Genomic DNA, 12,858 nt, shown 5'->3' on the forward strand with positions numbered 1-12,858 from the left:
CTAAGGAGTAAGTGCGCGTATCATTAGCATCAACATCAGACGATGTAGCTGTGTAGCCAACAGCCTGAGTATTCTCAGCGACTTCCACTGATGTCGCACTGGTTATCTCTGGCGCTTCGTTTACGTCTGTGACTGTAACCGCAAGTGCCTGCGTATCAGTCAAACCACCTTCATCTGTAACAACAACGTTCAGATCGTAGACGTTATCGCCATCAGCGCTCCCTACCGCCTCAAAATCAGCACCATTAGTCGACACGAACGTAATGACACCCGAAACCTCATCAATGGAGAAAAGGTCTGCGTCTGCGCCCGTCAATGAGTAGACCAGCGTATCAGCTGCATCGACATCGGTCGCCGCGGCGATGTATCCGACAGATTGCTCGTTTTCAGCAACCGAGACTGCAGCGCCGCTATTAAGATCAGGAGCCTCATTAACGTTTGTGACGTTAACTGTAATGCTAAGATTCGAACTATTACCCGCACGGTCAGTCGCCGTGATCGTCAGTTCATAATCGTTGCCGGCGTCTTGATCCGCTTCAGTTTCAAAGTCTGGAGCACTAACAAACTTAATTGCGCCCGAGTTTTTATCGATCGTAAACTTGGCAGAATCATCACCTGACAGAGAGTAGGTCACAGACGTAGCATCAGTCGACTGAACCTGCACAACAGCAGCGGTACCGTTCTCAGCGAAATCCAAACTCTGACCCGAAGTAAAGACAGGCACATCCGCATCAACCACGTAACTCTGAGTCGTTACTTTTCCAACAAGACCCAAAGCTCCATCAAAGTCTTCACCCGCTAGAGTGACGTCATCCGCAATTGCCAACTTGAGTTTTCCGGCACCCGTTAGAGCAACCGAGGTAGAGAGATTAACCCCAGACAGATCCGATGTAACATCAACCCAAGTTGTGCCGCCATCTTTGGACAGCCAAAGCGACTGAACACCTAAGGTGAGAGCAGCATCCAGTTCAGCCGTTAGCGTGGCAGCGCCAATCTGAACAACAAAGTCACCATCATCGCCTGCAGCACCGGACTGATCTGTGCTTAAAGCAAGATTGAAAACAGCACCGGCCAACTTATCTACTACGGTAGAATCCGCCTTCGCTGCAAAACCTGTAGAGCCGCTAGCAAGGTGGACGTTATTGGAAATAGCCACAAGCTCTTCTTCAAGAGCTTCTATTGCAGTCTGATCAAGCTCACCCGTAGCAGATGATGTATCCAGCGCAGCTGCCAGCTGGTTCAGAACATCACCAGTATCGCCACCCGATGACGCCTCCAAACCAGAGATTGCAGCAAGAATCTGACCATAGGCCTCTTCGGCCGTATTTGCGCCGTCACCAGCCGCATCGTAGTCCGGGTCATCAATAGTCACCGGTACTACAGACACAATGTCGTCAAGACCAAAAGCGCTCGCGACCGCACTGTTTACTGTGTTGACCTGATCGGCGGTCACAGACGCAAGGTTAACTGACGCCGTACCCGCATCACCACCCGTATCGTCCAGCAACTCACGAGCAGCAAGCTCTGTAAGCGGAGTAATCGCAGCGGTGACAGAACCGCCCGTTGAGTTAACCACCACACGAAGGTCGGTTGTAAGACCTGTAGTTGTAGCACCCGTCGCCTCATCAACATACTGCGCTGAGTTTCCTGTGTCCACAAGGCTCAAGAGCATTGGACCAGTGTAATTCTCAGTCGCTTCAAAGGTGTAGGTACCGTCGTTGTTAACCGTACCGGTACCAGCCAGCTCGGTACCATCAGATTTGTAGGCTTTTAATTCTAATCCCGAAGCATCTGTAACAGTACCCAGTAGAATTGAACCTGATACTGAAAAACCTATGGCTGAAGCAGCAGCGCTCGAACCACCAGCCACACCAAGAGCAACAGCGCCCAGGCCAATCAAACCCAGAGAACTCATAGAACTTAGGGAGGCTGATTCAGCAGATGAGGAGACATCCTGAACTTCTTCAACTGCTTCGGATTCAGATACACCCTCATTATGGTTGTCAACCGTCTCAGACGGAGCTGCAGAATCGGTTGATGCCACATATTCTAACGGCACTTCTGAGCCATCCAGCATCTCAAGCTCGGATAAAATTTCTTCAGATTCTTCGTCTAATACGAATTTTGCTTGCCGATGATTCGATGTTTCTTTCGGACCATTGGAATAAGACTCTTCCGAAGCTTCGCCTGCAGTCTCAAGCAAATCAGACTGATCTAGTTCAACAATTGATTGCAGCTCATTAATGCCATCCAAGTCCTGCTCATCCAAAGAGAGCTTTACAGTAGCCTCCAACACTGTTTGCTCACTGTAAGAAGACTTGTTTGGAGTTTTGTTACTACCGCTGCTCATTTCCTAGAACCCTATAAAGTTATAATGAATTGATCTTTTATTGCTTTTTTTGATTTAAAGTCAGTAATTTACCGAAATTCGAACTCAAGATTAGATAATATATTGATATTCATCAAGTTAACTTCTCAAGTCTTTATAAGCCATTAGTATTACTAATTAACACAAAAAAAAAACCAAGTACACAGAAAAGCATTTAATAAAAGATCAGCGACTAAATCTAGGTTTACAGGTATAGAAACTAAAAATTATGTCCTTAATAATACACTTGAATAAGAAGTAAAATCACTTCAACCAAGCCTCTAGATCGTCAGCTCCACCGACTCGCTGACCATCAATGAATACCTGCGGTGTTGTTCCCTGACCAGTTACAGCGGCTAGTGTCGAGTAACTTAGTCCTTTCGCACCTAGGTTGATCTCTTCGTAGCTGAAACCAGCCTCACTCAATGCTTTCTTAGCACGCGTACAGTGCGGGCATCCTGGTTTGGTAAACACAGTGACGCGTTTAGGCTGCTCCGCATTGGCGTTGATGTAGTTCAACATTGTGTCGGCATCGGACACTTGGAATGGGTCACCTGGCACATCCGGTTCGATGAACATCTTCTCAATGATGCCATCTTTAACCAGCATCGAGTAGCGCCAGCTGCGCTTACCAAAGCCAAGATCCGCTTTATCAACCAACATACCCATGCCGTCGGTAAACTCGCCATTACCATCAGGAAGCATGTAGATATTCTCTGCACCCTGATCACCAGCCCAGGCATCCATCACAAATGGATCATTCACTGATAGGCAGATGATGCTATCCACACCCTCTTTGGCGAAGACAGGAGCCAATTCGTTATAGCGAGGCAAATGGGTGCTTGAACAGGTCGGTGTAAATGCACCTGGTAATGCAAACACAATGACCGTTTTACCCATGAAAAGATCATCTGTTGTGACTTTAGCCCATTCGTTATTGTCACGAATTGGAAATGTAACCTGTGGGACTGTTTGTCCTTCTCGATTCATCATGGCTTGACTCCTTTTATGTAAAGCTCGTTCGTTTCGATAGATTTAGAATATGAGAAACAGTGCCTTTAATAAAATTAATTAAAACTAACCACTCCATAATTAAAACCTATAGCAACAATAAATAGAGAGCCCTGTTGCCTAATCTGATAGAATCGCGCCATTCATTTATGTAGGAACTTTGCGTGTTTAGCGAACTCGATATCAGTGATCGTATCTTAAAAGCGATCGACCAAATGGGCATTACTCAACCCACCCCAGTGCAACAGGAGAGCATCCCTGTCGCGTTAGAAGGTAAAGACCTTCTGGTTGGTGCAGAAACAGGCAGCGGTAAAACACTCGCTTTTGTTGTGCCACTGCTACAAAAGCTGCTCGATACGCCTAAACCTCGCTCGGGCACACGCGGACTGATTCTGACCCCTACACGAGAGTTGGCTGAACAGGTCGAAAATATGTGCGCCGAGCTAGCGGCATTCACACAAATTCAGGTTCAGAGCGTATGTGGCGGTGAAAACTGGTCAAACCAGGTTGCTCGCCTACGTAAAAACCCAGAAATTTTAGTGGGCACACCAGGTCGCTTGAAAGAGCACCTTGAGCGCAACACCCTCGATTTTGATGATCTTGAGTACCTTGTTCTTGATGAAGCCGATCGCATGCTCGACATGGGCTTTAAAGATGAGATGAGCTTTATTATTGATGCCTGCCCTACAGAGCGTCAGACGCTACTGCTCTCTGCAACGCTCAACCACAGCAAACTTCAAAGCCTGATCAATGTTGGTCTCAAAAAGCCGGTTCGATTGCAGCTAGCGACTGCACAAGATGCTGTTGAGACGATCACACAGCAGATGATCCTAGCTGATCACCCTGGTCACAAAGAGAAGATACTACTTTGGCTGCTAGATAACGAAGAGCATGAGAAAGGGATTATCTTCTGTAATACCCGTGCCTTTGCAGAGCAGCTTGGTACTAAATTACAACGTGAAGGTCGTCGCATCGGCATTCTTCATGGCGAGATGGAGCAGCCGGAACGTAAACGTATTCTCCAGCTATTCAGAGATGGCCGCATCAACCACCTAATCGCAACCGATGTTGCTGCACGTGGATTGGACATTGAAGGTGTCGACCTCGTCATCAACTTTGATATGGCGCGTAAGGGTGACGAGTACGTTCACCGTATCGGCCGCAGTGGTCGACAGGGACGCAAAGGTTTGGCCATCAACCTGATCATGTCGAACGAGTGGAACCTATCCGCGACCATCCAGCGCTACCTTAAGGTGACGTTTGAGATGCGATCCATTGCGGGACTGAAAGGTCACTACAAGGGACCTGAAAAAGTTCGTAAGAACGGCCGTGCAGCGGGTACTAAAAAGCGCAAAGAGTCTGATAAACGTAAGAGCAGCGATAAGCCTAAGGTTAAACAGCGCGCTCGCGATAAGAAGGATATCGGCAAGCGTCGTCAACCAGCAGCTGCTGCATTAGGCGATGGCAATGCACCAATGATGCGCCGTAAGACAACGGGACTGGATCCAAACGACTGATGAAACAAGCACTACCCTCTTTCTATTTGAGCCACGGCTCACCGCTTGATGCATTAGTGTTCGGGGAATCTGAACAGCAGCGCCTTGATGAGCTAGCAAAATACCCGCAACCCAAGGCGATACTCATCATGTCGCCACACTGGTTTACTGGCGGGATTAAACTGACCTCATCACTCCAGCCTGAAACCATTCATGACTTTTACGGTTTCCCTGATGAGCTGTTTGCCATTCAATACCCTGCCAAAGGGGATTTAGAGTTGGCGATTTATGCCCAGTCACTACTCACCTTTGCCGGTTATGAAGTGGAGTTGGATGCACAACGCGGCTTAGATCACGGAGTCTGGGCCCCGCTTAGACATCTCTATCCAGACGCAGATGTTCCGGTTGTAGCACTCTCGATGCCAAGAACGAGCACGCCTGAATCACTCTACAAGATGGGGTATGCACTGCGTTCCTTAAGACAAGAGGGAGTGCTCGTCATTGGATCCGGCAGCACAACCCACAATCTAAGAGATGTTCGCCAACCTGGGCAGCCTGAGTACGTAAGCATGTTTACCGACTGGCTAAAAACTCGACTGGAAAAACGTGAACTGGCCACTCTACTGAACTACCGTTCAGTGGCCCCTTATGCACAAGCCGCCCACCCCACTGATGAACACCTTATCCCGCTCTACTTTGCACTGGGTGCGGCCGGTGATGAGTGGGTCAATCTGAAACATATGAACGACGAAGTCCGACACAGCGCTATCGCCATGGACTCTTGGATGTTTGGCATCAATGCTGAGTAAGTTGTTTAAATCAAACATCGATAAACTCAAAAAGGCTCTTCTCAAAGAGGATCTCAAAGGCTTTAGGGAGATCCTAAACAGAGTCGACCCTGCTGATCTATCAGCTGCATCCACACAGCTCATTGAAGCGGCGATTCACGAGTCCGCACCTGACTATCTAGAGTCACTTCTGCAGAAGCTGCAGATCTCTGATACTGAAAAATTGCTCAATTACGGGCTATTAGCCTGCACCACTGAACAGCCGATCAAGACCCTAAGAGTGTTACTAAGAGAGGGGTTAAATCGCATCTCCAACCAGCAAATCAATCAGCTGAGTAGGTTTATTGTAAACAATAGGGAGAGTGATCGAATGGCCCTGCTCAGCCTAGTGTCACAACATGGCTGTGACCTCAACGGTGCGACTGAAGCGATTGTGTTCGCAATTAAAAATGAAGATAGAGAGCTGATGAAGTTTTTGATTGAGTCCGGTGTCAGACTGAACGAGCAACAGTTAACAGAAGCCTCTGAAACCTTTCAAAGCTACGCCAGCCGCATTGTAGCTGACAAAACATTGAGAGACAGTTGGCTTTAAATCCCACTAAGATTTAACCACAGACCTCACAAGTTGCTCGCTTAGATAACTTCAACGTTTGAAATTGCATCGTCTTGGCATCAATAAGCAGCAACCGCCCTTCTAAAACCTCGCCGATGCTAGCCAACACTTTGAGTGCTTCCGCTGCTTGAATCGTACCGACCATACCAACAAGAGGCGCAAACACGCCAGAGGTTGAACAGTTTTGATCAACATTGGCATCCGCAGGATAGAGGCACTGATAGCAAGGTGTTTCAGGGTGGCGAGGATCATAAACACTGACCTGCCCTTCAAAACGAATCGCAGCACCTGAGACCAGCGGCTTACCGGCCTCAAAACAGGCTCGATTCAGTGCATGGCGGGTTTGGAAGTTATCGGTACAATCAACGACCAGATCCACACTGCTGACGGTGCGTTGCAACAACTCACCATCTAATCGATCAGTGATCACGCTGGCCTGGGTATTGGGATTGATCTCAGCAATCTGCGCTTGGGCCGACTCTACTTTAAACTCACCCAATCGTTGATGCGTATGGATCACCTGACGCTGAAGGTTGCTTAGCTCGACTCGATCATCATCAGCCAGTACCAACTCACCCACACCTGCCGAAGCCAAATAGAGTGCAACTGGGCTGCCTAATCCACCCAAGCCAACGATCAACACTTTGGCGTTTAACCAAGCCTCTTGACCGGCCGCGTCGACTTCCGGCAACAGAAGGTGTCGGCTGTATTGCAATAACTGTTCATCATTTAACATCAGACTCTCCAACAACCACCGGTAATTCTGGGATTACCCCCATAATCTTGCCGTGTTTCAACCTGTTCAAATCCAACCTGTTTAAGTTTATTGGCCACCTGCTCCGCTTGATCATAGCCATGCTCTAGTAGCAACCAGCCATCACCCTTCAAATAGGCTGGAGCTATCTCAATAATATAGAAGAGATCGGCTAGCCCTTCATCCTCGGCAGTCAATGCCGTTAGGGGTTCAAAGCGGACATCACCCTGCTCTAAATGAGTATCTTTAGGATCAATATAGGGTGGATTTGAAACGATTAAATCGTACTGACCGGCCAAAGGTTCAAACCAAGAACCGGATAGCACCGTTAAATTAGAGGCGCCTAAACGAACTGCGTTTCGTCTTGCCAACTCAGCGGCCTCTGCAACGAACTCCACAGCACTCACTTGCCATGCAGGGTTTTCCAGCGCCAACGCGATGGCGATAGCACCCGTTCCTGTACCTAGGTCGACTGCAGATGCTTTCGAATTGAGAGGCAACTCAAGGGCCCACTCAACCAAGGTTTCGGTATCAGGACGAGGAATTAACGTGTGTTGATTGACCTCTAGATCAAACGACCAGAAGCCACGACGTCCCGTTAAGTGAGCGACAGGAGTGCCCTGTGACCGTTTAACTAGGAGTGAATCAAACTGGCTAAGCTGCTCTGCTGTCAGCTCTTTTTCCGGCCAAGTTCTAAGATAACTGGGGTCTTTTTGAAGGACAAAGCAGAGTAGATGTTCTACATCGACGCGAGCAGAGTCTGATTTCAGCTCTGCCGATTTCGCTAGGGCCTCGTCGATGCGCATCAATTAATCGTCAGACAGCGCCGTTAGCTGCTCTGCCTGATACTCCTGCATTAGCGTATTGAGAACCTCATCCATATCACCCTGCATCACCTCATTTAGCTTGTAGAGGGTCAGGTTGATACGGTGATCGCTCAGACGTCCCTGAGGGTAGTTGTAGGTACGAATACGTTCTGAACGATCGCCCGATCCAACCAAGCTTTTACGGGCGCTGGCCTGTTCCGCTTGCACCTTATCGATCTCTGCCTGCTGCAGACGTGAGGCGAGCAGCGCCATCGCTTTAGCACGGTTTTTGTGCTGCGAACGCTCCTCCTGACACTCAACCACTACACCTGTTGGGATGTGCGTAATACGAATTGCGGAGTCTGTTTTGTTGACGTGCTGACCACCGGCACCGGATGCACGGAAGGTATCAACTCGCAGGTCCGCTTTATTGATATCGATTTCGGCCGACTCATCCATCTCAGGCATTACCGCAACGGTACAGGCCGAAGTATGAATGCGTCCCTGGGATTCGGTTTCAGGCACACGTTGTACACGGTGCGCACCCGATTCGAACTTCAGTCGAGAGTAAACGGCATCGCCGATAACACGAGTGATAATCTCTTTGTAACCGCCGTGCTCACCTTCATTCGCACTGATGACCTCTACCCGCCAACCGATCTTCTCGGCATAGCGTGAGTACATTCGAAACAGATCACCGGCAAAAATAGCCGCCTCATCACCACCGGTTCCCGCTCGAATTTCAAGAAAGACGTTACGACCATCATTAGGGTCTTTCGGCAGCATCAAAATTTGCAGATCAGCATCAAGTTGCTCTTCTAGGGCTTTAGCCTCTTTGAACTCCTCTTGCGCCATCTCTTTTAGATCAGCGTCGTCCTCTTCCATCATCAGAAGCGCGGTCTCTTGATCCTCTTTCGCCTGATTCCACTGGTTAAAGGTGGCGACGATCGGCTCTAGGTCCGAATATTCACGTGAGTAATCACGGAACTGATCTTGATTGCTAATAACACTCGGATCGCTCAGCAGAGCCGACAGCTCTTCAAAACGATCAACCAACGACTCCAGTCGCTGACGTATGGATTCTTTCATCTTTAATTTCCGACGCTAATCTTTCGATTGCGGATTGAGTTGAAACAGCTCTTGAACCGATCGCTGCAGATCGTCACGACCCTCGGCAGACGCTTTGCGCAACTGCACACTAGGCTCGTGTAAAAACTTGTTGGTTAAACCATTCGCTAAACGCTTTAGCACCTCTTCAGGTGACTTACCATTTTGCAGTTGCGATAGCGCCTTCTCTAGCTCTTCATCGGCTATGCTCATCTGCTGCTGTCGAAGAGCAGTCAATGTATCGACGGCATCCAACTCACGCAATTGACGCATGAAAAGTTCTGCACCCTGCTCAATGATCGCCTCAGCCTCTTGCGCGGCCTCCTGTCGTGAGCGCTGATTCTCTTCGATCACCTCCGTCAGGTCATCAACGGTGTAGAGGTAGACATCCTCAAGATCGCCCACCTCGGCTTCAATGTCACGAGGAACGGCAATATCCACCATAAACATAGGACGGTGACGACGAACCTTGAGCGCACGCTCAACACTGCCTTTACCCAAAATAGGCAACTGCGATGCCGTAGAGGTAATCACGATATCCGCGTTAGGAAGCTCATCAGGGATAGAGGCAAACTCAACCGCTTTACCATCTACCTCATCAGCCAATGCCAGAGCACGTGATAGCGTTCGGTTCGCGATGGTAATCGATTTGATTCCAGCATTTTTCAGGTGTCGAGCCACCAGCTCGATGGTTTCACCGGCACCAATCAGTAGCGCTCGGCTATCCGCCAAATCGGCAAAAATGTGCTGCGCCAAGCTGACCGACGCATAGGCAACAGAGACTGGGTTCTGTCCAATACTGGTCTCGGTTCGAACCTGTTTGGCCACAGAAAAAGTCTGTCTAAAGAGTCGACCTAACTCTGCATGCGCTCGTCCCGCCTCTTGCGAAACAGAGTATGAGTCTTTCAACTGCCCAAGGATTTGAGGTTCGCCCAACACTAAGGAGTCCAAACCCGATGCGACACGCATCATGTGACGTGCAGCACCTAAATCCCAGTGCTCATAGATACAGTTGGCGAGTTGTGACTTATCGACCTGGTGATAGCTAGCCAACCAGTTGAGCAACTGATCTGATCCATCACCCTCTAAACGGCAGTACAACTCAGTACGGTTACAGGTAGAGAGTATCGCCACCTCTTCAAGTGCGGCCTCTTCACAGGCTTGCTTTACAGCGTCAACCAAAGACTCGGGCGCAAAGGAGACACGCTCCCTGATCTCAACCGGAGCGGTTTTATGGTTAATCCCTAAAGCGAGTAAAGACATGAATCCCTTTTGTACCTAAATATTACAGGTCGCTAATAATACACGGTAAAGACTAGTCTAATAAGACCTAGACCACTGTTTTTGTTCTGTTTTGCAGCTTATACACATGACAACACCCGATCGGTTTTCTATAGTGATGAGATTGGTAACCTAGGAGTTGAGATTTGAGATCGACATTATTCAGTGCATTGGCCCTTTCGGCTCTTCTAGCGGGTTGTACTCCTACAAAACCAAACAGCCCTTCAGAGCAGGCAGAACTTAAAAGCGCCGACTCGACTACCATCTATACACCGGGCGAACTTAACCAAGAGTCTTTGCTAGATTTGATCAGCGCTGAGCTCTATGGTCAGAATCGGGACTTTGCTCAATCCCAAGCACTTTTTTACAAGCAAGCACAACTCTCGCAAAGCCCTGAACTGGCTGAACGCGCTACTCGCATTTCACAATTCATGCGTGATGCAGAGCTTGTCGAGCAGTCGGCAACACTATGGCAAACGCTCGATCCAAACAAAGCCTTACCCTTTCAAATTTTGCTTAACCTCTACTTTCAAGAGGGCAAAATCGATCAAGCGTTGGAGCTCCTAGCAAGCCGTTCCGAATTTAGTGCTGAGACTTATGGCCTGATCGAAAGCCACCGTGCAACCTTACAACCCACGGAACTCAATGCACTGTTCGATCTCCTTCAGCATCTAGGGCCAGAGCAACAACAAAAGCTACCCAATATTCTGCTTCAAGCGCGCATCCAACGCTCACTTCAGCAACCCAACAAGGCCATTGATCTACTTGATCAGGGGCTGACCATTGATCCTAATAATGCCGATCTAACTTTGGATAAGGCACGCATCATTGGCATCGACCTTGAAGAGATCCCACGCGCACTGGATCTCATGCAGCCTGCACTAATAGAGCATACAGACCACAGAGAGCTTCAGGCTTTCCAAATTCGACTGCTTCTAATAGAGAGCCCAGATCAAGTCCCTAACCTAGTTGAGTCGGCCATCAACGAGAGTAATGAAGATCCACAACTGATCTACTACTACGCACTGCTACTGCTGGAAAACGAATTGCTCGACCCGGCTGAGCGTTGGATAGACCGCCTGATTGCCATGGATCCAGAGAACAGCGATATCTACCTCTACAAAGGAGCCATCGAGCAACAGCGTGGCAACACCGAAGCGGCTCTGAACGCTTACGGCAAGGTTAAATCAGGTGACAATCTACTAAACGCTTTTGCAAGAACCTTAGAGCTCATTGATCCAGCAACATCTAGCAGTGAGTTAGAGGTGCGCCTAACGACGCTCATCAAACAAGATCCAGAACGTATAGAGCCTTTGACCCGCATCGCCGCCGAATGGTTACTCGATCAACAACGCAACCAAGAGGCGATCGATCTGATCGACGAACAGCTAAAAATTGTTCCACAAGCCAACTCGCTCATTTATGCGAAAGCGATCGCTTTTGAACCGATCGATCCTGAGCAGATGCTGATCAACCTTGAACTAGCACTCTCATTGGATGAAGAGAACCCAAGCCTTAAGAATGCTCTAGGCTACTCAATGCTGCTCTATTCAGACGATTTTGAGAGGGCATTTAACCTGATTAAAGAGGCTTACCAGTCAACCCCGGACGATCCAGCAGTCATCGACTCTATGGGGTGGGCGTTTTATCTATCAAATAACTATCAAGAAGCTCTGATCTACATCGAACAAGCCTTTAAAGCCTTTCCCGACCCAGAGGTCGCTAAACACTACATTCAGGTGCTGGCCAAATTGGAACGGATTGACGAAGCCAAGACATTACTGGACACTCTGCTTCAAGATCACCCTGAAAACCGTCATACCCTTGAGGCCGAGCAGTGGCTAAACAGCTTGTAAAACTTTTTATGCTGATCAGCTCAATCGCGTACCTAAGCGGGTGCATAACAAAACCTAAACCTATTCCTGTGCAACCGCTGACTGAACCCGTTCACTTCTCCTTTAGTGTGAGCGGAAAACTCGGTGTACGCGGAGATCAGATCAGCGAAAGCGCCCGCTTTAACTGGACCCAAAACCAACAGACGTTTGACCTAGCGCTGATCGACCCCTTTGGCCGCCAGGTCATGAGACTGACCGGCAATGATCGTTTTGCAAAGCTCGAAACGGACGATCAACAGAGCTACGTAGCAGATTCAGCCGAAGCCTTGATGCAGGAGTTATTGGGCTGGCAACTTCCAGTAAATCATGCCCTCTACTGGATTCAAGGCAGACCCGATCCAAGACAACCCTTCGTTGCAAAAGAGCCTGGGCAATTTCTGCAAAACGACTGGCAGATTAGCACGCTCGCACAGACGACTCTTAGCAGCGGCAAGACAGCACCTCGCAAGCTTAAAATGAGCCACACCCAACTGGATGTCACCTTAATCATCTCTGACTGGCAATTCCCACACTGATTCTGTGTAAAAAACAGTCAACAGGGGTTGATTTATAGCGCCTCTAATTTAAAATATGCGCCTCTTAAATTTAGTGGGAAACCACTGGAGAGCGCTAGGGGTATAGCCAAGTTGGTAAGGCACTGGATTCTGATTCCAGCATTCGTAGGTTCGAGTCCTGCTACCCCTGCCATTTATTACGATGACAGATCCTCAACAAACGACTTCATCATACATTTCTTTTG

The 12,858-nt window shown here is 48.6% G+C and carries 11 protein-coding genes and 1 tRNA gene; 6 read left to right on the top strand and 6 right to left on the bottom strand.

Features of this window, described 5'->3' with window-relative positions:
• Both XMA152_RS10580 and XMA152_RS10585 read right to left on the bottom strand, forming a co-directional pair.
• Positions 1 to 2,350 (bottom strand): cadherin repeat domain-containing protein (locus XMA152_RS10580; protein WP_173483583.1); only part of this gene is annotated, 2,350 nt, incomplete at its 3' end.
• 282 nt (positions 2,351 to 2,632) lie between these two features.
• Complete coding sequence (locus XMA152_RS10585) at positions 2,633 to 3,361, bottom strand: glutathione peroxidase (RefSeq protein ID WP_173483584.1); 729 nt, start codon at positions 3,359 to 3,361, stop codon at positions 2,633 to 2,635.
• A 182-nt stretch (positions 3,362 to 3,543) separates the two neighbouring features.
• Between XMA152_RS10585 and XMA152_RS10590 the strand changes: the two genes are divergently transcribed.
• Genes XMA152_RS10590 through XMA152_RS10600 form a run of 3 tightly spaced genes read left to right on the top strand, consistent with a single transcriptional unit; the run spans position 3,544 to position 6,255 of the window.
• Entirely contained in the window at positions 3,544 to 4,896 is a 1,353-nt protein-coding gene (locus tag XMA152_RS10590; RefSeq protein WP_371740234.1) for a DEAD/DEAH box helicase, read from the top strand.
• A complete protein-coding gene (locus XMA152_RS10595; protein WP_173483585.1) occupies positions 4,896 to 5,684 on the top strand; it encodes a class III extradiol ring-cleavage dioxygenase in 789 nt (262 codons plus the stop codon). Before XMA152_RS10590 ends, XMA152_RS10595 begins: the two co-directional genes overlap by 1 nt.
• Complete coding sequence (locus XMA152_RS10600) at positions 5,674 to 6,255, top strand: hypothetical protein (RefSeq protein WP_173483586.1); 582 nt, start codon at positions 5,674 to 5,676, stop codon at positions 6,253 to 6,255. The genes XMA152_RS10595 and XMA152_RS10600 overlap by 11 nt, the downstream gene beginning before the upstream one ends.
• Positions 6,256 to 6,268: 13 nt before the next feature.
• On the opposite strand, the gene XMA152_RS10605 is transcribed toward XMA152_RS10600, so the two are convergent.
• Genes XMA152_RS10605 through hemA form a run of 4 tightly spaced genes read right to left on the bottom strand, consistent with a single transcriptional unit; the run spans position 6,269 to position 10,206 of the window.
• On the bottom strand, positions 6,269 to 7,012 hold the full coding sequence (locus tag XMA152_RS10605; RefSeq protein ID WP_173480647.1) for a molybdopterin-synthase adenylyltransferase MoeB: 744 nt from the start codon (positions 7,010 to 7,012) through the stop codon (positions 6,269 to 6,271).
• Positions 7,012 to 7,836 carry a peptide chain release factor N(5)-glutamine methyltransferase gene (gene prmC, locus XMA152_RS10610; protein WP_173480646.1) on the bottom strand — a complete coding sequence of 275 codons (825 nt, stop codon included), beginning with the start codon at positions 7,834 to 7,836 and terminating at the stop codon, positions 7,012 to 7,014. Before prmC ends, XMA152_RS10605 begins: the two co-directional genes overlap by 1 nt.
• Positions 7,837 to 7,839: 3 nt before the next feature.
• Positions 7,840 to 8,925: a peptide chain release factor 1 gene (prfA, locus tag XMA152_RS10615; protein WP_173483587.1), complete on the bottom strand. Its 1,086-nt coding sequence runs from the start codon at positions 8,923 to 8,925 to the stop codon at positions 7,840 to 7,842.
• Positions 8,926 to 8,940: 15 nt separating this feature from the next.
• Complete coding sequence (gene hemA / locus XMA152_RS10620) at positions 8,941 to 10,206, bottom strand: glutamyl-tRNA reductase (RefSeq protein WP_173480644.1); 1,266 nt, start codon at positions 10,204 to 10,206, stop codon at positions 8,941 to 8,943.
• A 164-nt stretch (positions 10,207 to 10,370) separates the two neighbouring features.
• On the opposite strand from hemA, the gene XMA152_RS10625 reads away from it, so the two are divergent.
• The 3 genes from XMA152_RS10625 to XMA152_RS10635 all read left to right on the top strand — a co-directional run bounded on the left by XMA152_RS10625 (position 10,371) and on the right by XMA152_RS10635 (position 12,806).
• Positions 10,371 to 12,080: a tetratricopeptide repeat protein gene (locus XMA152_RS10625; protein ID WP_173483588.1), complete on the top strand. Its 1,710-nt coding sequence runs from the start codon at positions 10,371 to 10,373 to the stop codon at positions 12,078 to 12,080.
• The gene (gene lolB / locus XMA152_RS10630) at positions 12,062 to 12,634 is read left to right on the top strand and encodes a lipoprotein insertase outer membrane protein LolB (protein ID WP_173483589.1); all 573 of its coding nucleotides are present in this window, start codon (positions 12,062 to 12,064) and stop codon (positions 12,632 to 12,634) included. The genes XMA152_RS10625 and lolB overlap by 19 nt, the downstream gene beginning before the upstream one ends.
• Before the next feature lie 96 nt (positions 12,635 to 12,730).
• Positions 12,731 to 12,806, top strand: a tRNA-Gln gene (locus XMA152_RS10635).
• Positions 12,807 to 12,858: the final 52 nt, after the last annotated feature.

Origin of the sequence: Marinobacterium sp. xm-a-152 (genome assembly GCF_013282965.1) — a bacterium.
Lineage (GTDB): Bacteria > Pseudomonadota > Gammaproteobacteria > Pseudomonadales > Balneatricaceae > Marinobacterium_E.